The following is a 21,634-nucleotide window of genomic DNA, read 5'->3' on the forward strand; positions in this document are numbered from 1 at the left end:
TTACCCCTCCATTAAACAGAATATTCTAAAATTTATTGATAAACTTCTACTAATCTTTTAATTCTGACATCCCTCCTCTTATTCATACAATTTTTTCATGCTAAAAATGTCTAATTATAAATATTCGATTACATATGAAAAATCCCTTTAAACAGAAACGAATTCCTCATCATACGTTAAAAAGGGATTGCTAGCATCTATATTTACTAATTTATTAAACTTTTTTCTGCACAAAAATGATACAGTTCTTCAACATCTTTCACTATGTAAGTCGCACTAACTTCAGTCAGTTCTTTCTCACAGCCATAGCCATATAAAACACCAATTGAAGCAATTCCATTCTGATTCGCACCTATTATATCGTGCTTTCTATCACCAATCATTATCATTTCTTCTTTATTTAGTTCTTCATTTGTTTGTAAAATATGAGCAATTATTTCTTCTTTTTTTATTCTCGTACCATCTAAATTACTTCCAATGATATCTTCGAAATAATTCGTTAATTGAAAATGTTCTATAACTTGTTTCGCAAATACAGTGGGCTTTGAAGTAGCTACAAATATGCGATTCCCTGAACTTTTTAATTGTTGCAAGAGCTTCAGAATCCCCTCGTATACATTATTCTCAAACAATCCACGCTGCTTTAAATACTCACGGAAATAAAAAACAGCACGTTCAAGCTCTCCTTCACTCATATTATATCTCTCTATGAATGATTGCTGAATAGGAGGACCTATAAATGAATCTAACTCACTTATATGTACTTCTTCAATTCCTACTTTTTTTAACGCATACAAAACCGAATTTACAATCCCTTCTTTCGGATCCGTTAAAGTTCCATCTAAATCAAATAGAAATGTTTTATACATGTTTCATTCCTCCACTTAATTTGCTGTATAAATAACTGCTAACATCTCTTCCACTTCTCCCTATTATACTATCATTATCTATTTTTTCGAAAAATCAATTTCCATATGTCACATACTTTCAGTTACAAAATACGATAGATATGATAAAGTAAAAAAGTTACAATTATTTTAATAGAAACTGGTGAAACAAATGTCAATTACGTTAATTTTTATAATGGCTTTCACAATTGTAATCCACGCAGTTGAAACAAGCTCTTATAGTATTCGATTAGCGGGGGTTCGTTTAAAGAAGATTGCTGTCGCATTATCCGTCGTAGGAATCGTATTACTTATTTCAAGAACGTCAAACTTACTACAAGCCTTTTTACTTGGCGGGATTGTGGACGAAGCAAAACTAGATCCTTCTATTGATTTAGAGCATATTATACGTCTTGTACTATTATCTGCTTCTATCGGTACGTTGCTTGCGATTATACTGTATCCAACTTTGACAAAACTATTTGGATATGTCATTCAAAACTTTGAAACAGACGGTTCTTTCATTCGAATGATGAAAACGAATAACATTCAAAAATTAAAGTACACAAAAAAATATGTCCGCTTTCCAAAGTTAGAAATGATTCATAGACTGCGTATCGGCGGTATTCCAAAGCGTATAATGCTTATTAACATGTTCGCTACTGCAATTTATACAGCGGGAGTTCTTTCCGCACTATATGCTTCTTTTTTAATTCCAGCTTTCGCAACAAAAGCCACTACAGCTTCTGGTCTTATTAATGGTTTTGCTACTATTTTATTAACAGTGCTACTAGATCCACGTATTGCTCTTTTAACAGAGCGAGCTCTTCAATCAGAAGAAGGTGCTGAAGCAATGAGTAAAATGTATGCTTGGCTAATGATTTCTAGACTTTTTGGTACATTACTAGCTCAACTGTTATTCATACCAGGTGCTTACTGGATTACATGGATTATAAAGCTTATGAATTAAATTTACTCTCTAAAAAAAAGCAGGTGAGATAACAAATGACTATACAAACAGAACAAGATATCATTCGCTTAATAGAAAACGACGAATGGATGATGAATGTATTACAAATGGCAAAATCACTAGAGTTACCTGATTGGTGGGTTTGTGCCGGCTTTGTTCGTTCTAAAATTTGGGATACTTTACATGACTATGAAGCTAAAACGGCTATGCCTGATGTTGATTTAATTTATTATGATAGTCTACATCAAGATGAGATATACGAACAATCATTAGAAACGAAATTAATGAATATGGATGCTACTATCCCTTGGTCTGTAAAAAATCAAGCTCGTATGCATGTAGTGAATAATATGCCACCATATTCTTCTTCTGTTGATGCTATTTCTAAATTTCCTGAAACAGCAACGGCTTTAGGAGTTACACTTGATGAACTAAACAACGTCATATTAACAGCCCCATGTGGTATTGAAGATGTCCTTTCCTTACAAGTGAGACCAACAGCTCATTTTCTTGAATCGAAAGAACGATTACATATGTACAAAAACAGAGTTATAAAAAAGAATTGGCAAAGTAAGTGGCCTAACATCACAATCACATATCCAGAAATATAGAAAGGGTGCCTCTCATTTATAGAAGCACCCTTTTCTTCATTTCAAAAAATGTATGACTGTTTCTGCAAACCTATCTGCTTCCTCATAATGAGGTGAATGACCGCTCTCTTCAAATACGATATACTTGCCGTTTCGGGCATCTTTATTAAATGTTTTAATTTGTTCTTCACACGTTACTACATCATGTTTTCCTACAATTAATAACATTTGATTCTGTACTTCTTTTATTTTATATAATAATGACGTATGACATGAGCCCTCTAATTTTAATCTATCAAAATGAATTTGAGAGCGATTTGAAAATATTTCCCACTCTTCATCACTGTATAAACTCTCATCTGTCCTATCTTCCTTATTATTGTAAATCTCCATTCTTTTTTCTTCTAATTCATTGCTTAGTCTTATATAAGCTTCTAACAACTCTTTTGAACTAGCATTGCTAGATGAATAAGCAAGAGACTCTTCTGCTACTTCTTCTTTTCCATATTTTTTTAATAAATGCCCTGTCTTTTGCAACAAAGCTCTACTTGTTAATGCAAAGTCGAAAGTTGGCCCTTCAAATATTATTTTCTCTATTGAACTTGGATATATCGACGCATATAACAATGCTAAATAGCCACCGAAAGAATGTCCAATTACAGACCACTTTTCAATTTGTAATGCTTTTCTTAGTTCCTCACAGTCTTCAATTAAATCATTTAATCCAAAAGCTTCATCCTCAGTAATTTCTTCTGAGCGACAAACACCCCTTTGATCTATCATCATTACATATAAAGAATCTTTTAAACGTTCCGCTTGATGAAATGAAAAATCATAGCAACTCTCTCCTGGTCCACCATGCAAATATAAGACTGGTTTATCTTTAGGATTTCCATGCGTTTCAACGTATAGCTTTTTCCCTCTAATATTCATGTATCTCCCTGCTTCTATCAAATTTGCCTTTATGATCATCACCTCCCTTTTTTTACTGAATATTATAACATTTAATGTTAAATAATCCCTATTACATTTAAGAAGACTATAATTATTGCAAGTGGTGCTACAAATCGAAGTAAAAATGCCCAACAAGTAAATACTTTCTTTCCATAATTACCACCTACAAAAAACTCTGCTTCTAGTACCTTCTTCTCCATTTTGAATGAAACGAAAATACTAATAAATAGTGCTCCAAGTGGCATTAATATATTACTAGATAAAAAGTCTACCGCATCAAAAATATTCTTTCCAAAAATCGTAATATCACTCCATACTCCAAATGATAACGCAGATGGTATACCTACTAAGAAAATACAGAAACCAATGATCCATGATAGTTTCGTTCTTCTTTCTTGTTCACCATTTGCTAATGCTGAAACAACTGTCTCTAACAGAGAAAATGCCGATGTTAATGTCGCAAATGTAAATAGTGCAAGAAATACTGTTAAGAAAAATCCACCGAATGGAATTTGACTAAATACAGATGGTAATACGATAAATAGTAATCCAGGTCCTTCTGTCGGCTCCATTCCTAATGAAAATACAGCCGGAAAAATAGCAAGACCCGCAAATAAAGAAACAAATAAATTCAATCCAACAATTGTTATTGCTGATTTTGGTAAACTTTCTTTTTTATTTAAATAGGAACTATACGTGACCATAATCGAAATCCCGATACTAATCGCAAAGAATGATTGCCCCATTGCGAACAAAATACTTTCCGAAGTAATCTTTGAGAAATCTGGTTGTAAGAAAAACTTCACACCTTTCATTGCATCATCAAGTGTTAACGAACGAATAATAAGAGCGACAAATAAAACGAACAATGCTGGCAACATATATTTACTTGCTTTTTCAATTCCATTTTGTACACCTTTTGATACAACCCATATCGTAATGAACATAAAAGCGAAATGTCCTATAATCGCCCAAGTGGGATTTCCAATTGTTTCAGTAAATAATGCTCCGTAATTTTGTCCCGGAGTAATAAGTTGTCCCGTTACTCCTCTGAATAAATAAATTAACACCCATCCACCTACAACGCTATAAAACGAAAGTAGTATAAAACATGTTCCAACGCCAAGTCGTCCAATCCAGTGCCATCCTGTATTTGGCGCGATACTTTTAAATGCTCCAACCGCTTGTTTCTGTGTACTGCGACCAATCATAAATTCAGCTATAAGTAGCGGTAGCCCAATTAATACAGTAAATAATATAAAGATTAAAAAGAATGCTCCTCCCCCGCTTTTCCCAGCGATATAAGGAAACTTCCATATCGCACCAAGTCCAATTGCTGATCCTGCTGCTGCCATTATAAAACCTAATTTCGAAGTCCATTGCTCCGTCTGTTTCATCTCATTTTCCTCCTAATTAAATCTTTTTATATAAATAAATAAATTTTATAGACCTATCCAAATAAACCCTCCATTTCTTCTTCCATATAATAAAAAAATGGCCTAGCATCTCTATATAAAGAGACGCTAAGCCATTTACTTAACGCGGTACCACCCTTATTGATTCCATTATGAATCCACCTTAGTAGTAATCGTTTGATTACAAACCTAATATCGAAGGTTAACCGTTAAGATTTACTAAGAATGTGATTCCGTTCCACCTTACTGCTCCTAGGCGAGTTCAGGATGTCATTTGACTATGTCGCACCAACCCATAGCTCTCTGTACAAATACATGACCTTACTACTCCTATTCAACACATTTTAATATTTAGAATATATTTTCTTTTGAAATTAATATGAAGTATATCGGTTATATTTGTAACTGTCAAGGTATCTATTAAAATTTGTTGAGAAACCTTTTTTATTTTTCATTATCCATCATCATTATCATCACCGTGATTATTAGTATCATCTTCTTGATTATTGTCATCTTGTTGTTGCGAAGACTCTTTTTTGCTTAATAATATTTTAACGTGACTTCACCTTTTATTATATGCATTCTTACATCACCCGTTAAAACGTACTTTACGATGACTTCAAAAAATAACACAACCTTTTATTTTTTCCTCTACTATCGTCGTATACTGTACATAGCCACTACAGCCTATAAAACAACAATAAAAATTTAACACTTAATGCACTTATAAAATTATAATGCTCTTTTAAATTTCTACGCTAAAACGCAAAAAAGCACTTGTTGCCTTTAATTAACAATCAAGTGCTTTAAGTTCATATGTTTTTAAGTAGCGTAAATTTGTAAGTTTTGTAGTAACAGTATTACGCCTTTTGTACATCATGACAAATACTATATTAAAACTTACGAGTTTGTACGAGCTTGTTAGTTTAATATACATTCCATGTGTTTATATTCGTCGCCCAATAAAATGTCATCTCGCCTAAGCTCGTACTTCGTTTTATATTCTCTCATTGCACACAGTACTTCATGATGGTACAACCATCATGAAGTACGTACTTTCTAACAGCCTATTCTTTTTCTTTTCACTGTAAATATACTTTATTCGCACTAATCTATATATTCTGCCGTACCAATGAAATCCAACTTGTAGGTAGTCTTATCTACGAAGTTAACAATTTTACCTTCTTTATTATAATCATAATTATAAATTAAAATGATGGTATTGTATTTAGACTTTAACTTAATGTTATTGTACTGTTGTATTAATTGATTATCATATGAAAAATCCACTAACAGCTTTTCTATGTCATCTTCAGCATCAGGAATCCAATCTTTTTCAACTAAGTCCCTATCATAATAACCTAATTTAAAATCTTTCTCAAAAATAGAGGGAATACTATCTCCATCTTCATTATATTCTATTTCAGTGTACGTTTCGAGTTCATCAAAATCACTAAAGCATCCTAACCATAAAGAAACATCGTTTTTCATTTTTTACCTCCTCAAACCTTCTGGTAAATCCATAATGCCATTTTTCATTCTATTTTCAGCCCATTCATTAAGCCCTTTAACAAAACTTTCATAGTCAGAAGCAGAATCAATAATCTTTAACATTTCATTATGTGCTTTTGTCGAGCCTCTTCTTCCATGACGACCAGGTGGATTTACAAATTCAACATCTTTAGTCAGAGACCTCATTTCTTTAATATCATCCATACTAATTCCCCACTGCTTAAATTTAGGAGTTCTCGCTACAAGATGCCACTCATGGTATCCTCCTGGGCGTCTAATCCTATCTTCTATTTTACTTCTCAACTGAGGATTATTCCACATTTCCTCAAATTCTTTTGCTGATAGATTATCAAACCATTTATTAAACTCATTGTTTCTTACTGATGGAATTTTCACATCACTTAAATGCTTACTATTCCCACTAGTACTCTTACTACCTTCACCCGTACCCTTAACACCCTTCTCTCCAACACTTTTCATATACTGATAAGCATCTTTCAGAGAATGCTGTCCCATCTCTCGGACCATTCCTACTCCAGGGATTACGTAGGCTTTTCTGGGATCCATTTGTATTCCAGTAATGTTTTTACTGCGTGCTGGATTTTTTCATTCCCCTGCAAGAAGGTTGTTTTTACGGTTGTGGTACCTTTGTTCCATAGGTTTCCGATTTTGTTTGCAAGTCCTTTTGCGGTGGAGGCTACAAAGTTTACGCCTTCTTTTACTTTTTGGCTGGCTGTTTTTATGCCATCTACAGCTGCTTTTTAGTGGATACTTTTTATTTTCTCAATCTAACAAAATATTAACTTTTTTATTATATCTTATTTCTATAATGAGACGAAAAAAGCACTTGTTGCCTTTCATAGACAATCAAGCGCTTTAAGTTCATATGTTTTTAAGCAGCATAAATTTGTAAGTTTTGTAGTAACAATATGACACTTTTTATACTTCATAACAAATACTATATTAAAACTTACGAGTTTGTACGAGTTCGTTAGTTTAATATACATTCCATTTGTTTATATTCATCGCCCAATAAAATGTCATCTCGCCTAAGCTCGTACTTCTTTTCCTATTCTATCATTGCACATAATACTCTATGATGGTACAACCATCATGAAGTACTTACTTTCAAACACTTATTTCTTTTTCTAAAACACTAATCTTTATTCTGCTGAAGGATTATAATCAACCTCTACATTTTTTAGTCCTTCTATTACTTTATTTATTCTTCTCGATAAGTCTTTTATTTCTTCTAATGTTAATTCATCTCCTGCTTCTTGTGGATTAAACATGCTTAATCTCTTTGTTATACCTTCAATGCGCCCAACAAAAACTTTCTCATGGACGATTGCAATTTCTCCAATAGCAGTATCAACAATAACATCTTCTATCTTACCTAAGTTATCAAATTCATCCGCTAGTTTTGCTATAGCATACCTATATCCCCTGTCTTCATCTAACAACTCTTCGTATGTCTCCTGAATCGCATCAAATAATTCATTATACTCCCAGTCTTTCATTAGTCTTCCCCTCCAAAAAAATTAAGTTTAAGGAATAATTCTATTACCATTGTTGTGTATGACTTCTAATTCAATATTTTTATATTTAGCAGCAAACTCTGCTATGACTTTACTGCAATTGTCGCAAGTATCCAATTCTGTAAATAACTTAATTTTCCCAGTAGCTTGTGTATTCTCTCCAAGCCTAGAAGCAATATCATTTAGTATTTTATACTCCGTATCTGTATTCCTTAAATAACTCTCTCCCTCTTTACCAACTGCTTCTGTAGCTTTAAACATTGGATTTTCAGGTTGTAAAGAAATATCAGGCACCTTATGCTCAAGATTTCCTTTGAGTTCATTTATGCTACTTTGAGCATAAAATTCAGATTTACTTATCCCACTGACATCCACTTCTGCAACAGCAAAATTACCAGATTTCTTATACCTACTTGTTAAATTCCCTCTTAGTTCTTTCACTCTATCAATTATATGCGCTTCTGTTACTGAATCTATTTGTCTCGTTGGATACACTTTTCCCGTACCCTTATTTAAAACCAAAAGCGATAATTGGATTACCAATTATCGCTTACTAAGTCAAACCATTTGATGTACTATAAAGTAACACGTATTTTATTATCTATGATAGTTCTAAAATTGGTGTAATTTCTCATCATGTTATTACCATATGCACTAACTGCTTCATTACCATACACCATACTTTCATAGTTATCTTTAAATTCTTTTTTTATTGACTCTTCCAAACTGTCATAGTATCTTTCGATAGCTTCCTCTGCCAATTCACGTGACCCGTGCTTTAATATAAAATTAATATCTACCATATAACCCTTTTGAGGATAAAAACCCCTTTCAACAACCTCTTTTACAAAGTTGTTCAAATCATTCGTGCACCTTTCTACAATTGGCATAAATACACTATTTAACCAATTGGTGAATTCGTTAACTGTCCGCTCCCACTCTTCCTCATTTGCTATGTTCCAATATAACTGATTGCTTGGTACATTGCACTGACGTGTATTAATATGAAATATTTTATCTTTAGATTTTAAAGGAAGAATTGCGCATTCACCATAAAATACTACATTTTTATCAGATATATTATTCCAACTTGTATAAAAGAATACCTTATAAATGAAATTTTTATCTTTTTTACTCATCCAATGACCCGACTTAGAATATTTCCAACCATTATCTAAATACTTTTCAGATATTAGATTACATACGCGCTCAAATACTTTATTCGCTTTCATTTTACATCTCCAATTCAAACTACCTAAGATTCATATGTTTTAAACTCAATCCTCAAATCTTGAGTATTCTTCCTAAAAACCTCTAATAATTTATTACAATTTTCAGTCGGTTTATATTTAAATCTTAAATCAAATATAAAGCCATCTACTAACTTAGCATCCGGATATACACTATAGATTTGCCCACTTTCAATAAAAGATACATAGGCATTAATTTTATCTTGTAACAATGCTAAGTGCTGAAGTTCATTTTCCCAGTCTAAATGATCTGCAATCATTAATGCTAACTTATTTTCACCCATACTCTTGCCAATTCCATCTATCTTATTTTTGTCTAATATCGACACTTGTCTCTCACCTCATTTATTCACCAAAATAAGTTGTCCCCTCAGGACGAACAATTTGCGGTCGTGTTCCACTAGGCACTTCGTATCCCCCTGAAAAATCTCCCTTTCCTTCACCTACGACTGCCCCACCAGAATTCTTCAATTCAGGGAATCCCTTTTCTTAATTAGTAGTATATGGAGCAGTAGCGGAACTTTTATATTCTTGTATAATAACATTCCCATATTCATCAGATGCAATTGCGTCAACTCTCACCTTGGTCCCTTCATGCGTAACAATGGTTATTTCTCGTTGAGCATTTTCATACTGCTGTGAAAATAGATTAAAACTTTCATCAGAAAATTCTTGCCTCTGCTCTTTAAGTGATGCCCACTTTTCACTTGCTTCTTTCCACTCCAGTGGCTCTTTAGGCGCTTCACCATTCTTGTATTTCCTTTCACAATATACATCATACTTCGTTGGCAACTCAGCATTTTTAAACCTACCGGTATTATCAAGTAGATCAGAATTCCCTTTTCCAACTTTCCCCGTACCCTTATAGTTGTGATCTCACGCTAATTTTTAATTAGGGATTTTTTCAATACACTTAACAAAAGAGACCTCAAATATGAGGTCTCTTTTGTTAAGTCTTCTTCATCTATAACTTCCTCTTTACTTATTCAATATCAGACAATCTCCCTTATTGAAATATAATAAAATCCTAATAAAAACGCGTTTTTCAAAAAGTTCTTTTTCTGCCCTTCGAATCTAGTAAAATGGCTATAAGATATTACAAATTTAAGCTACGCTTAACTTGCACTAATAAATCCATTAATCCATTTCTTTCTGGATTTTTTTCCATTTCTTTTTTCACATGTTCTTCCAAATAATTATAAAAAGTTTCAAAGTCCAAATACACTTGTTGTTCAGACTCAACAGCTGGAGAATCTAATTCAACCAACACATGCTTATCATCTAAAGGTATAGGTAGCTGTGACATATCAAATTCATCTAAATCCGACTGAAAATGAACAAATACTATTTCTTGTCCAAACCCCTCTTTTTTCACAAAAAAACTCAAAGCTCTTTCCAAGTACTTACCGTTTATAAAGTTAAAATATATTGACATTAATTCATCGTTTTTCTCTTTATCTTCAATAAATTCAAAATTACTATTCATTTTATCCTCCTATAAACATTGTATCTTATAATATCAGTCTAGAATTGGGAAAAAGTTAGTTATCTCTCCAGTATCATTTAAATAACCTCTGAACTTCAATCCATTTGAAGCAGTACCTTCAACAAGCCTACCATTTATTGTTCCCTTTTGCATTGCTTCTTTTCCCCACTGATATATCTTATCATCACTAATCATTGCTGGATCGTATATTGTTTTAGGCTCCTTAATATTTTTATACGAAACAGGTTCTGCAATATTTCCAGCCATATCTTTTCTAGGTATTTTGTATTCTATCTCATAAATCCCTTCAATTGAAGAATGTAATTTTTTAGATATAATTAAGTCTTCTACATCAACACCCTGATTTTTCAAAGCATTGTAAAATTCATCCATGTTATGTCCACCACTAACTCCTTTCTTAGTGCTTATATTCTCAACATTTTTCAAATGATTTTTAGCATTATCTCCAAATTTAAAGTTATTAGCTCCAACCGTACCCTTAACAACCTTACTCTCCATATACTGATAAGCATCTTTCAGAGAATGCTGTCCCATCTCTCGGACCATTCCTACTCCAGGCATGACATAGGCTTTTCCCAAACCTGGGATCCATTTGTACTCCAGTAATGTTTTTACTGCGTGCTGGATTTTTTCATTCCCCTGCAAGAAGGTTGTTTTTACGGTTGTGGTACCTTTGTTCCATAAGCTTCCGATTTTGTCGGCAAAGCCTTTGGCTGTGGAGGCTACAAAGTTTACACCCTCTTTTACTTTGTGGCTGGCTGTTTTTATGCCATCGACAGCTGCTTTTCCAGCTTTTCCGGCTACCATTGTTACGCCTTCGCCTAGTCTTTTTCCTGCTTTTACAATCGTCTTCCCAAAGCTAGAAGCGACATACTTTATTCCTTTTCCAGCAAGACTTGCCACTTTTCCAACAGGAACAAAGTTTAGGAGTGCCCATCCTGCGGCGATGAGTCTTTCTTTTGATGATAATTCTTTCCCTGTAATAGGGTCTTTACCGGTAACTGCACGAATTGCATCATTTACTCCAATGAATTCAGCTGTTCTTTAGAATCTATTTTCTTATACTATTTGCTGAAACAACATATGTACTTATTATTTATTATACTATCCTCTCTTCTATCTTAAAATGCAAAAAGCACTTGTTGCCTCTCATAGACAATCAAGTGCTTTAAGTTCATATGTTTTTAAGTAGCATGAATTTGTAAGTTTTGCAGTAAAAAATGTGATACCTTTTGTATGTCATAAAAACTACTACTTTAAAACTTACGAATTTATACGAGTTCATTAGTTTCATATACAATCCATGTGTTTATATTCATCGCCTAGTAAAATGTCATCTCACCTAAGCTCGTACTTCGTTTTATATTCTCTCATTGCACACAGTACTCCATAATGGTACAACCATCATGAAGTACGTACTTTCTAACAGCCTATTCTTTTTCTTTTCACTGCAAATATACTTTATTTTTTACTCATCTACATATATGCTTAACCTCTTAAATTATTTATTATAAACTATTCATCCCACTCCTCATATACAACTGATCCTTTATAAATTAAAATTAAATTTCACTTCATCTATATCTCCATCGTACTCAAAATCATATAATCTAATAAAAGAATCATAGATTCTGCCAATTCTTCTCCATAGTGTTACAATAGGTATTATCTAAAATAAAAGAGACTACCTTTAAGTAATCTCTTGGTCTACAATGATTTATTCTTTCTATTTATTCAATCGGTCCCATAAACTGAGTAATTAAATAAATATGCTCAATCAATTTAACTTTTTGCAGATTCTCTACTTTTTCTGCCCCTCCTAATCCAAGAAGAGGAACATAACCAAAACACTCATTATAAGTTGGTATTCCGTAATTTTGGATAGCTACTGAATAAGGATTCCATTCCATGTCTTCTTCTAAATATTCTTCTTCCTCAAGAAACCTTAAAAATAGCTCAAATTTAGAAGCAATGACTTTTGATTTCCCCTTACGATAATTTAATTGAATAATATATGATTTATCACCATATTTCTCAAGCAAAAGGATATCCCCCATACTTGTTGTAAATAATGGTATTGTATTTTGGTGTCTAATATATGTTTCTTTGACAATTTCAAAATAATCTTCAGGATTAATTAACCTAAGAAATCCATTCAAGGTCGTTCCAAATCCATACTCTTTCCAAATATCAGTTAATGATTCAGGAAGTGTATTAGAATATTTTTCAATTATACTTTCAGGGACTTTTTGTTCCAGTTTAAATTCCTTCATTATTTTTAATTTATGCAATTTTTTTCCTCCTTTAATGTGTTAACTTGACATTCAAATAAGTATTTTTTAGTTGTTCTGATGTCATGTTTTTTGCTATTTCCTCGATTTGTTTATCAACAATTTTGATTCTAGTCCGCCATTGACTACCTATAGAGAAATTAACCCTCTTATCTCCCATCCCTCCTATTATTTCAGGTCTTCCACCCGCAACCTGATCTGGATTATGAAGTGCTGCTTGAGTTTTCATCCATTCATTCGCTTGCGTCTTTGCTTCTTTAAGTGTTAATCCTTGTTCAAATAACTCATCAATTTTATCTCTTAATGCTCTTTCTCTTGCTGCCTGCTGGTATGCATTTCCTTCTATTGCCCTACCTTTATCAATAAATCGATTTCGATTTTCCCGGTATTCATGTACGGTTAATTCATTCATACCTTTTTCTTGATCCTTTAACTGTCTTGCAAATTCTTCTGAATCGAATTTTGTTTTGTAGTTAAATTTCACTTCAATTTCTTTTATCCTAGGTATATCATCTAAATGCTTGACTTCACCCGTACCCTATGTTGTAATCTTAAACCCTCACAACAAAAAAACAAACCATGTAAACCTTATTAAACTACTTCTTTTTCTTCCACTACCGGCAACTCATAAGCTATTTTATATTTCATCATGCCATATACAATGTTTACAAGCCTTCTCATAATACATACCAATGCTTGTCCTTTTGTTTTTCCTTCTTTTAATTTCTTTTGGTAGTACGCATGAAACACTGGATTCCGTGGCTTCTTACTTCCTTTTGCTACTTGCACTTGCTGTACTGCTAAATTATAAAATAAAGCATGTAGCGCCCTGTTTCCTTGTTTGCTTTTATGTGTCTTACCTTTCCCACCAGAACCAAAGTAAACAGGCGCAATCCCCGCAAATCGTGCTAATTTATTGGCATTTAGAAATCGTCTTATATCTCCTATCTCAGCTATTAATGCTGATGCCGTCACAAGTTCTATTCCCGGCATCGTCTCTAATTGATAATCTAGTAGATTTACTAGCTGTTTTAATTCTCTTTCGATGTATTTCATTTCTTTCTTTTTAAACTCAATCTCCCGTACAATACTTCTTACTAAAAAGTCTCGTGTGTCTTGATATTCCTTCATTGTATGTCCATCTTCTTTTACAAGTTTTAATATGTCGCTTGCTTTCTTTACTGAACATATATTGTTGCTAACATCTAATAAAAAAGCTGTTAATTGCTTTATATTAGCCCCCTCTAAACAAGAGGGTGACGGATATTGCTGCCAAAATGCTAATGCTGTTTTTCCATCTAACTCTGAGAAAAACTTTTTATAGCTTGGATAATGATGGTTTAATTGAATATGTAGTTGGTTCTTTAATGCACTTTGTGCTTTTACTAATGCATTCCTTCTTGAAACTAGTTGTTGTATCGACCAAAATAAATCGTTTGGCTTTGCATCTGGTAATTGATTTAACTTATTTATTAGTATACGGGCTACGCATTCCGCATCCCAACTATCACTTTTTTGTGTCGTCACATGGCTTTTTCGCTCTAAAAATGATAAAGCTGGATTTACTTCTTTCACTACTTGTTCATGATCTACTAAATATTTCGCTAACGCTCTTCCATAACCACCAACATCCTCTAAACCAAATACAACTGATACCCCAGCACTCACATATGTCTCTACTTCTAATAAAAACTTCGAAAATGCAGATGGTTTATTCTCAAATTGTATTTCTCCTAGTTTCTCTTGCCAACAATTAATAATAACAGCCGTATGATGCTCCTTATGTAAATCTACTCCTACATACAAATAGTTCTGTCTATTATGCATAACTCATCCCTCTATTCAATGATTTAGTCATATATAAAAATGTCGGCAACCTTAGTTCGAGCGTTCATCTTCCGATGCGCATAGGTACGCAAGCCTATCCATTTTTCATAACTCTAGTAGTATGTATAGTAAAATGAGCTAATTTTTTAAGTGAGTTTATAAAATAATTGCTGGATGTTTCCCAATTGTTTGTATTTGCCCGTATGTATATACCCCTCGATAAAAGTTTTCTCGGTCTAACATACGTTTCACTTGCACTTTCGTAAACAACTTTCCTTTCTCAGTACAATACCCTTCCCTATTTAGTCGTTCTGCCAATTGAGTTAGCGACCAATGTTTAAAAAAGTGTCTTAATTCAAATAGTCTACGTACAACTATCGCTTTCTCCGCATCTACCTCTAACACTTTTTGTCCTTTCTTTACTCTATAACCAAACATCACACCGCCCCCCGCATATCCACCTTGTTCTGCTTTTTTCTTTCTGCCTCTACTTAGCTTTAATGCAATCTCAAGACGTTAATATTGATCTAATAGCTCTAACATACCATTTACTAAAAAGTCATTTGGTTCATGCGTGTATATACTATAATTTGGTTGTTCAATTGCTTTCACATCTACCTCATATTTCTTTAGCTCTCGTTGTATTAACACTTTTGCCATATCAGAGCGCCATAACCGAGATGTATTTAGTACAATAACTTTGCTCACTTGATGATATGCAATATCCGACAATAGCTCTTGTAGACCTTCACGTTCAACTGTTAATCCATCTTCATCTACTGTCGCTCCGCTGATTCCTTTATCTTCGTATATGTGAAGCAGTTGTAATTCATTCTCGTTACAGTACCGCTGAATTTCTTCTACTTGATACGTCAAGCTGTACCCTTCACGTACTTGTCCTTCTGTTGAAACTCGTACATAACCAACAACTTTCTCCTCCATATCAAACTCCCTCTCGTTACAGCAATTAAAGTCCCTGTAACGTTTACCCGTTTTTTGCGGATAACTTGTTTGTAACATGCATCCGTTAAAACGTACTTTACGATGACTTCAAAACATAACACAACCCTTTATTTTTTCTTCTACTATCGTCGTATACTGTACATAGCCATTACAATCTATAAAATTTAACAATTAATACACTTATAAAATTATAATCCTCTTTTAAACTTTCACGTTAAAACACAAAAAAGCACTCATTGCCTTTAGTCGACAATCAAGTGCTTTAAGTAGCATTAATTTTGTAAGTTTTATTGTAACAGTATGACACCTTTTATATGTCGTGACAACTACTACGTTAAAACTTACGAGTTTGTACGAGTTCGTTAGTTTAATATACATTCCATGTGTTTATCATCATCGCCCAGTAAAATGTCATCTCGCCTAAGCTCGTACCTCGTTTTCTATTCTATCATTGCACATAACACTCTATGATGGTACAACCATCATGAAGTATGTACTTTTTAACAGCCTATTTTAAATTGCAACGTCTTGATAACCTACTTCAGTTACTTTTTCATTTAGCAAACGAATCCCTAGCCCATTTTCTGTATCCCATGTACAATTAAATGTAATTCCAATATCCCGACCGTCAAAAATACCTGCATAGGGAACAACAATCCCATCTAAACTTATCATTTCTAATATTTCATTAGTTGTTTCAACTAATGGATAGTTTTCATTTACTTCAATATCATAACCTAGTTCCTGACGCTCTTGTTTGTAATAGTCTAATATTGATTGCAAAAAGCTTTGTTGTAATTGTTCCCAATTTTGCATGAGTGAAGTATATGCTACATATTGTTCTTCATCAAACTTACCATCCTCATCACCTTTTACTATTAGTGCTATCTCGACTTCATTTCCCAAAAATTTAATGCTAGTATCCTTAGACCACACAAAATCATATTCAAGCTCACCAAAAACCGCATCATTTATTTTCATCTTACTTCTCCTTTTTATTTTTTAGCAAATCCTCCTGGCTCAAACGCCCCTGCGTTTATCTCACCTACTCCACCAAGATGCCCAAATCTTTTATTTATCTCTGTCGGTACAAGTTGCATTATTTTCACATCATTTACTTCATGCCATGTTAATTGATTTTTTGTTCGATATTTGTCTATGTCTTTCGCGGTAATCCCACCAGGTTCCATTCCAAATTGGCGAGCTAGTTCAACTGAGTCATTTAGCTTATCTGCTAACTTTTGGTCTGCTTGAGCAAAATTGTATGTCCTAGCCTTTGTACCATAATTTCCTTTTCCTCCAAGCATATAGTCAATTTCAATTTGAGCCTTTGATACTGGTGAAAAATCAGGAACTCCGTTTTTATATTGAATACCTTTAATGCCAGCTTCATCTAATATACGTTTCAATTTAGGGTCTGGTGGTGGTTTAAGCGTACTTAAAGATTCTCCTCTGATTCCTTCAAATTCAACCTTCGAATTAATTGGTGAAGGTGTCTGATTATACCTTGCTTCATAAGAACTAGCAAAATCAGTTTGTCTAAAAGCAGGTGGAACTTCAGCCTCTCTATTACCCGTACCCTTAACACCCTTCTCTCCAACACTTTTCATATACTGATAAGCATCTTTCAGAGAATGCTGTCCCATCTCTCGGACCATTCCTACTCCAGGCATGACATAGGCTTTTCCCAAACCTGGGATCCATTTGTACTCCAGTAATGTTTTTACTGCGTGCTGGATTTTTTCATTCCCCTGCAAGAAGGTTGTTTTTACGGTTGTGGTACCTTTGTTCCATAAACTTCCGATTTTGTCGGCAAAGCCTTTTGCTGTCGAGGCTACAAAGTTTACACCTTCTGTTACTTTGTGGCTGGCTGTTTTTATGCCATCAACAGCTGCTTTTCCAGCTTTTCCGGCTACCATTGTTACGCCTTCGCCTAGTCTTTTTCCTGCTTTTACAATCGTCTTCCCAAAGCTAGAAGCGACATACTTTATTCCTTTTCCAGCAAGACTTGCCACTTTTCCAACAGGAACAAAGTTTAGGAGTGTCCATCCTGCGGCGATGAGTCTTTCTTTTGATGATAATTCTTTCCCTGTAATAGGGTCTTTACCGGTAACTGCACGAATTGCATCATTTACTCCAATGAATTCAGCTGCTCCTTCTACTCCCTTTTCCCACCATGATTTTTCATGTTTCTTTTCTGTTTTATGGGTTTCTTTCAATTTTTCATTTTGTTTCTTTTGATATTCTTCATCTGCTTGACGAAACTTTTGAGCGATACGCCGTAATTCTTTTTCTGTAACTTGTAAGTTACGTATGTAAGATTCCATGAGTCTCATTGATCTCATATATTCCCCATAAAAATGCTGACTCGTTGCTCCTTGCCATTGCATTTGAATACTAAACATAGATTGATTGAGATTTTGTTGTATCGTCTGGCTGTGTGTTTGCATCTCTGATATGTTTTTGGCAATTTGTTCGAGTTGTTCAGGTTTGACCTTAATCTCCAAACCTTCTCCCACCTTCCTCTATTTTATACCAAAAAGAAATAGAACTGCATCAATTTTTACTTATTCCCTTTAGAAAAAACATCAAAAATACTGTTATCACAAACCGCTTCAATTTCTTCCTTTACAAATAATTTTTGAAATTTTGTTCCTGGGTTTAATATTACATTTGCCTCTAAATCTATCGTCTTTAATAATTCAACTGCATTCATAGAGACATACGGACATTCTTCTGGAATAACCATTTCTAAATGTTTCAAATCAGAATACAGTGGTAACATTAATCCTTCTTCCATTTCAAAATAATGAATTTGCAATTGTGTATTTTCAGTTGAAATCAAATTTCCTTCTTCATCTACAGTTGTATCGCCCTCTACCGAAGCAACAACGTACAAATTTGATTTCTGTAATATCTCATAAAAACGAACTCTTTTTTCTTCATTCTGTAAAGCCTCCACTAACGCCTCATCTAATGGACAAATTTCTAGTAAACTCATGAATTTTCACTCCTTATTTGAAATAAGTTCGCCACCTTACCTAGGGTAAGATGGCGAACTTTATTACTTTATTTTTTAGTAGCATTTTTTATCGCTTGTAGCCCATCATTTGCTTGGCTTCGAACGTCCTGCGGAACATGTTTATAATCCGCACGACTTACAAATTCGAAACACTGATATGCAGTATTTAAATCATTTCCCTTTAATGCATTTTGCCCAACAATAACCATCGTCTCTGCAATTTGTCTTATTTTCGCTTTACTTTGTTCATTTGTATATCCATTTTCAATAGCTGTATTTGCATAAACTAATGCAGTTGCAATATCTTTCACATTTGAGCTATTGCCATATTTCGCGAACGATTGACTTGCTACATTGAAATCATTCAGGTAATCAATAGAATTTCTAATTACGTCTTGGAAGCCAAGTCCTTGTGCACCAGGCGTTGTATACATTAATCGGTATAAATTCATAGCTCTTGCAGGATCAGATACTTCAAATCCACGTGCTTTATTTAATAACTTATTAAAAATGTTACTCATATCTCCTGCATTAGCTATACCACGTTCATAAGCTTGTCCATAATAATATAATGCATTCAATTGACTAGCTTCATCACTCTTACTATTTTCATAACTTGCTAAATTCAACAATTGAATACCTTCTAATTTCTTCGTTGCTTCCTTTATTTTCTCATTGAATCTTGCATCATCCACTATAGCTGATGAAATATCTTTTAAATATACAATTAATTCAAGGGATGGTTGAACAGATTTTTTAACTTCACTTTGCCATCCAGAATTCCCCTTTAAATTATTCCATTGCTCCATAGTTTGATTCCAAAGGAAGTTTGTATTTGTTTGTAATTTTTCAAATGCACGAGCATGTTTATTTCCATTACGAATAGAATTCGCCATATATAATACAGCGTTATAATAATCTTTCTCTACTAATGCCTGATCTGCCTTTACTTCTAACATTTCAGGTAAAGATAACGATTTTGCCTTTTCTCTCTGCTCAACAACTACATTTTTAACATTTAAGATAAAGTGATAATTTTGTAATGCCACTTCTGCAGATGTCTCTTCTGCTTTTGATTTTGTTAATAAGTTCTCAATTGCATTTTTCAATTGATCCCGCAATGTGTTTTGTTCTTCACCTTTTGTCTGATCAATGTATTGATCTGCTAGTACAATTGCTTCTTTCCACTTCGCTTCGTTCATATACGCTGTTACCTGTTCAATCGCCCATTGTCCAGGTGTTTTTACTTCATCTTGCTTTGTACCATCTTTATTATCTTTTTGTTCCTCATTCTTTTTATCTTCTTTATTATTTTGTGCTTCTTCTTGTTTTGCATTTTCTTTATTCGTTTGTGCTTCTTCTTGTTTTACATCTTCTTTATTTGTTTTCGATTCTTCTGGCTTCGAATTTTCTTTATTCTCTTGTTTTTCTTCACCTTTTGATTGTTGTACTTCCTTTTCAGTCATTGCTTTTTCTTCTACATTTTTCTTTTGTTCTTTTCCTTGATTTAAAACTGGTACAGTTGGAACATCAACTTTCCCTTGTACCATTTGTTTCAATTCTTTTTCAAGCATTTGATTAAAAATATCTTGCACTCGATCGTAAGCTTGTTTTTGTAAGTCTTCATCAACGCCTTGTAATACAGAAGTTAATAAATAATATTTACTTAAAGCTGCATTTACATCTCGTTCTTCTTCTCTAAGCGCCGCATTAAAAATGTCTTTAGACAACTTTTCTATAACATATTTCTTATTTTCTTTAAAGCGTTCAAATTCTTGGTCGTTAAACGCTGGATCTTGATATAAAGTTAATTGATTTCGAATATAAAATAGTTGCTCATATTTTGAACTAGCTACTTTTTCAAATTGAGCAGAATCCTGTGCTGCTAACAATAATGCTGCTTTATTGGCTTTGGCTGTCGAGGAGCTCTGAGAAATAAGCTGTAAATCATCACGTTCCGCCATTGTATTTGTCATACCATCAATTAATTTCAAATGATTTTGTGCCTTATAAAACTCTCCAAAAAACACCGCACTAGATTTCTCCCCATTTGCTGTATACCATTCTACAAGAATATCACCCGTTTTTGGTGATACTGTAATTGTGGGGTATGTTGGTTCTGGATCTGGTTTTGGTTTTTCTGTTCCAGTTCCTCCTGTTCCAGTTCCTCCTGTTCCAGTCCCTTCTGTTCCAGTTCCTCCTGTTCCAGTTCCTCCTGTTCCAGTTCCTCCTGTTCCAGTTCCTCCTGTTCCAGTTCCTCCTGTTCCAGTTCCTTCTGTTCCAGTTCCTCCTGTTCCAGTTCCTTCTGTTCCAGTTCCTCCTGTTCCAGTTCCTTCTGTTCCAGTTCCTCCTGTTCCAGTTCCTTCTGTTCCAGTTCCTCCTGTTCCAGTTCCTCCTGTTCCGGTATTAGTTTTTGGTGGTTCTACAGTAGGTGTAGGTAATTGAACATTATCATTATTTTTAACTGGCTCCACCACAGGACCACCCATATTAGTTGGCAGTTCCGGCTTTTGTGGCATTGGTGCGTCTGACAATTTAATCTGTGGATCTTTCTTTTCCACCGACACATCATCTGGCTTATACGTCACTGGTGTAATCGGTGATTTATTATTTCCGATTAAGTCTGCTAAATTAATGTTTGGTTTTTCTCCAGGTTTATCATCTTTTTTTGCAGGATCGGCAACTAAATTTGGGAACATAGACTGTAAATTACTCCCTGTAATACGGTCATCTTTTTTCTCTTCTGTATTACTTGCTAGTTTTACCGTTTCTCTTCCTGCTGTACTAAAGCCTTTGTCATACACAAGATATCCTGATGTTCCAAGTAAAGCTGCTGACATTACTGATATAGCAACTTTTTTCCCTAAATTATTATTGTTCTCTTCCATGCATTTTCCCCTTTTCCCAT

At 33.9% G+C, this 21,634-nt stretch carries 22 protein-coding genes, 3 pseudogenes and 1 other annotated feature; of the genes and pseudogenes, 2 read left to right on the forward strand and 23 right to left on the reverse strand.

From position 1 onward, the window contains the following. Nucleotides 1-206: 206 nt before the first annotated feature. A complete protein-coding gene (locus tag OXT04_RS10210) occupies nt 207-869 on the reverse strand; it encodes an HAD family hydrolase (RefSeq protein ID WP_000278475.1) in 663 nt (220 codons plus the stop codon). 190 nt (nt 870-1,059) lie between these two features. Between OXT04_RS10210 and OXT04_RS10215 the strand changes: the two genes are divergently transcribed. Further along, nucleotides 1,060-1,857: a lipid II flippase Amj family protein gene (locus OXT04_RS10215; RefSeq protein ID WP_000028911.1), complete on the forward strand. Its 798-nt coding sequence runs from the start codon at nt 1,060-1,062 to the stop codon at nt 1,855-1,857. Nucleotides 1,858-1,892: 35 nt separating this feature from the next. Beyond that, nucleotides 1,893-2,468, forward strand: coding sequence for a nucleotidyltransferase family protein (locus OXT04_RS10220; protein WP_000155289.1), 576 nt, complete (start codon nt 1,893-1,895; stop codon nt 2,466-2,468). 36 nt (nt 2,469-2,504) lie between these two features. Here OXT04_RS10220 and OXT04_RS10225 read toward each other — a convergent pair whose 3' ends face one another. From OXT04_RS10225 to OXT04_RS10325, 22 genes and pseudogenes are all read right to left on the reverse strand, one after another. Then, the gene (locus tag OXT04_RS10225; RefSeq protein WP_000584227.1) at nt 2,505-3,419 is read right to left on the reverse strand and encodes an alpha/beta fold hydrolase; all 915 of its coding nucleotides are present in this window, start codon (nt 3,417-3,419) and stop codon (nt 2,505-2,507) included. Nucleotides 3,420-3,457: 38 nt separating this feature from the next. Next, nucleotides 3,458-4,798, reverse strand: a complete 1,341-nt coding sequence (locus OXT04_RS10230) for a sodium-dependent transporter (protein ID WP_000814553.1) — start codon at nt 4,796-4,798, stop codon at nt 3,458-3,460. A gap of 116 nt (nt 4,799-4,914) precedes the next feature. Next, nucleotides 4,915-5,163 (reverse strand) — a binding site (T-box leader). Nucleotides 5,164-5,923: 760 nt separating this feature from the next. After that, a complete protein-coding gene (locus OXT04_RS10235; protein ID WP_025118714.1) occupies nt 5,924-6,307 on the reverse strand; it encodes an immunity 22 family protein in 384 nt (127 codons plus the stop codon). A gap of 3 nt (nt 6,308-6,310) precedes the next feature. Continuing rightward, nucleotides 6,311-6,724, reverse strand: coding sequence for a hypothetical protein (locus OXT04_RS29905; protein WP_087095005.1), 414 nt, complete (start codon nt 6,722-6,724; stop codon nt 6,311-6,313). Beyond that, a pseudogene (locus tag OXT04_RS29910) lies at nt 6,719-7,089 on the reverse strand (WXG100 family type VII secretion target); the annotation flags it as partial. The gene OXT04_RS29905 and the pseudogene OXT04_RS29910, both read right to left, overlap by 6 nt. A 402-nt stretch (nt 7,090-7,491) precedes the next feature. Continuing rightward, complete coding sequence (locus OXT04_RS10245) at nt 7,492-7,848, reverse strand: Imm3 family immunity protein (protein WP_097822664.1); 357 nt, start codon at nt 7,846-7,848, stop codon at nt 7,492-7,494. 27 nt (nt 7,849-7,875) lie between these two features. Then, entirely contained in the window at nt 7,876-8,361 is a 486-nt protein-coding gene (locus OXT04_RS10250) for a deaminase domain-containing protein (protein WP_141526281.1), read from the reverse strand. 80 nt (nt 8,362-8,441) lie between these two features. Beyond that, nucleotides 8,442-9,098, reverse strand: coding sequence for a hypothetical protein (locus OXT04_RS10255; RefSeq protein ID WP_097822666.1), 657 nt, complete (start codon nt 9,096-9,098; stop codon nt 8,442-8,444). Nucleotides 9,099-9,121: 23 nt separating this feature from the next. Continuing rightward, nucleotides 9,122-9,445 (reverse strand): DUF6572 domain-containing protein, encoded by a 324-nt coding sequence (locus tag OXT04_RS10260; protein WP_000025254.1) that lies wholly within the window; start codon nt 9,443-9,445, stop codon nt 9,122-9,124. A gap of 16 nt (nt 9,446-9,461) precedes the next feature. Next, complete coding sequence (locus tag OXT04_RS10265) at nt 9,462-9,587, reverse strand: hypothetical protein (protein ID WP_255264701.1); 126 nt, start codon at nt 9,585-9,587, stop codon at nt 9,462-9,464. 18 nt (nt 9,588-9,605) lie between these two features. After that, nucleotides 9,606-9,908 carry a hypothetical protein gene (locus OXT04_RS10270; RefSeq protein ID WP_255264702.1) on the reverse strand — a complete coding sequence of 101 codons (303 nt, stop codon included), beginning with the start codon at nt 9,906-9,908 and terminating at the stop codon, nt 9,606-9,608. Between the two features lie 304 nt (nt 9,909-10,212). After that, nucleotides 10,213-10,602 carry a hypothetical protein gene (locus OXT04_RS10275; protein ID WP_097822667.1) on the reverse strand — a complete coding sequence of 130 codons (390 nt, stop codon included), beginning with the start codon at nt 10,600-10,602 and terminating at the stop codon, nt 10,213-10,215. 33 nt (nt 10,603-10,635) lie between these two features. After that, on the reverse strand, nt 10,636-11,226 hold the full coding sequence (locus tag OXT04_RS10280; RefSeq protein ID WP_306802042.1) for a CdiA family toxin C-terminal domain-containing protein: 591 nt from the start codon (nt 11,224-11,226) through the stop codon (nt 10,636-10,638). Between the two features lie 330 nt (nt 11,227-11,556). Further along, nucleotides 11,557-11,652 (reverse strand): annotated as a pseudogene (locus OXT04_RS29855) (pre-toxin TG domain-containing protein); the annotation flags it as partial. 701 nt (nt 11,653-12,353) lie between these two features. Further along, complete coding sequence (locus OXT04_RS10290; RefSeq protein WP_029948785.1) at nt 12,354-12,896, reverse strand: T6SS immunity protein Tdi1 domain-containing protein; 543 nt, start codon at nt 12,894-12,896, stop codon at nt 12,354-12,356. Between the two features lie 31 nt (nt 12,897-12,927). After that, nucleotides 12,928-13,398: a polymorphic toxin type 15 domain-containing protein gene (locus OXT04_RS10295; RefSeq protein ID WP_000671527.1), complete on the reverse strand. Its 471-nt coding sequence runs from the start codon at nt 13,396-13,398 to the stop codon at nt 12,928-12,930. Nucleotides 13,399-13,505: 107 nt separating this feature from the next. Further along, entirely contained in the window at nt 13,506-14,741 is a 1,236-nt protein-coding gene (locus OXT04_RS10300) for an IS110 family RNA-guided transposase (protein WP_097822701.1), read from the reverse strand. 156 nt (nt 14,742-14,897) lie between these two features. Then, nucleotides 14,898-15,683, reverse strand: a pseudogene (locus OXT04_RS10305) (recombinase family protein). A 534-nt stretch (nt 15,684-16,217) separates the two neighbouring features. After that, nucleotides 16,218-16,685: a DUF2004 domain-containing protein gene (locus OXT04_RS10310; protein WP_000700048.1), complete on the reverse strand. Its 468-nt coding sequence runs from the start codon at nt 16,683-16,685 to the stop codon at nt 16,218-16,220. A gap of 14 nt (nt 16,686-16,699) precedes the next feature. Continuing rightward, the gene (locus OXT04_RS10315; RefSeq protein WP_267414293.1) at nt 16,700-18,211 is read right to left on the reverse strand and encodes a WXG100 family type VII secretion target; all 1,512 of its coding nucleotides are present in this window, start codon (nt 18,209-18,211) and stop codon (nt 16,700-16,702) included. A 56-nt stretch (nt 18,212-18,267) separates the two neighbouring features. Next, nucleotides 18,268-18,705: an SseB family protein gene (locus tag OXT04_RS10320; RefSeq protein ID WP_061660129.1), complete on the reverse strand. Its 438-nt coding sequence runs from the start codon at nt 18,703-18,705 to the stop codon at nt 18,268-18,270. A 68-nt stretch (nt 18,706-18,773) separates the two neighbouring features. Beyond that, the gene (locus OXT04_RS10325; protein ID WP_267414296.1) at nt 18,774-21,614 is read right to left on the reverse strand and encodes a hypothetical protein; all 2,841 of its coding nucleotides are present in this window, start codon (nt 21,612-21,614) and stop codon (nt 18,774-18,776) included. Between the last annotated feature and the right edge of the window lie 20 nt (nt 21,615-21,634).

It is taken from the genome of Bacillus sp. GC_Bacil_1 (genome assembly GCF_026540675.1).
Classification (GTDB): domain Bacteria; phylum Bacillota; class Bacilli; order Bacillales; family Bacillaceae_G; genus Bacillus_A; species Bacillus_A cereus.

Excerpts from the sequence above, each read along its gene's own strand:
- OXT04_RS10210 (WP_000278475.1), bottom strand. The coding sequence starts at position 869 with ATGTATAAAACATTTCTATTTGATTTAGATGGAACTTTAACGGATCCG.
- OXT04_RS10215 (WP_000028911.1), top strand. The coding sequence starts at position 1,060 with ATGTCAATTACGTTAATTTTTATAATGGCTTTCACAATTGTAATCCAC.
- OXT04_RS10220 (WP_000155289.1), top strand. The coding sequence starts at position 1,893 with ATGACTATACAAACAGAACAAGATATCATTCGCTTAATAGAAAACGAC.
- OXT04_RS10225 (WP_000584227.1), bottom strand. The coding sequence starts at position 3,419 with ATGATCATAAAGGCAAATTTGATAGAAGCAGGGAGATACATGAATATT.
- OXT04_RS10230 (WP_000814553.1), bottom strand. The coding sequence starts at position 4,798 with ATGAAACAGACGGAGCAATGGACTTCGAAATTAGGTTTTATAATGGCA.
- OXT04_RS10235 (WP_025118714.1), bottom strand. The coding sequence starts at position 6,307 with ATGAAAAACGATGTTTCTTTATGGTTAGGATGCTTTAGTGATTTTGAT.
- OXT04_RS10245 (WP_097822664.1), bottom strand. The coding sequence starts at position 7,848 with ATGAAAGACTGGGAGTATAATGAATTATTTGATGCGATTCAGGAGACA.
- OXT04_RS10255 (WP_097822666.1), bottom strand. The coding sequence starts at position 9,098 with ATGAAAGCGAATAAAGTATTTGAGCGCGTATGTAATCTAATATCTGAA.
- OXT04_RS10275 (WP_097822667.1), bottom strand. The coding sequence starts at position 10,602 with ATGAATAGTAATTTTGAATTTATTGAAGATAAAGAGAAAAACGATGAA.
- OXT04_RS10290 (WP_029948785.1), bottom strand. The coding sequence starts at position 12,896 with ATGAAGGAATTTAAACTGGAACAAAAAGTCCCTGAAAGTATAATTGAA.
- OXT04_RS10300 (WP_097822701.1), bottom strand. The coding sequence starts at position 14,741 with ATGCATAATAGACAGAACTATTTGTATGTAGGAGTAGATTTACATAAG.
- OXT04_RS10310 (WP_000700048.1), bottom strand. The coding sequence starts at position 16,685 with ATGAAAATAAATGATGCGGTTTTTGGTGAGCTTGAATATGATTTTGTG.
- OXT04_RS10320 (WP_061660129.1), bottom strand. The coding sequence starts at position 18,705 with ATGAGTTTACTAGAAATTTGTCCATTAGATGAGGCGTTAGTGGAGGCT.
- OXT04_RS10325 (WP_267414296.1), bottom strand. The coding sequence starts at position 21,614 with ATGGAAGAGAACAATAATAATTTAGGGAAAAAAGTTGCTATATCAGTA.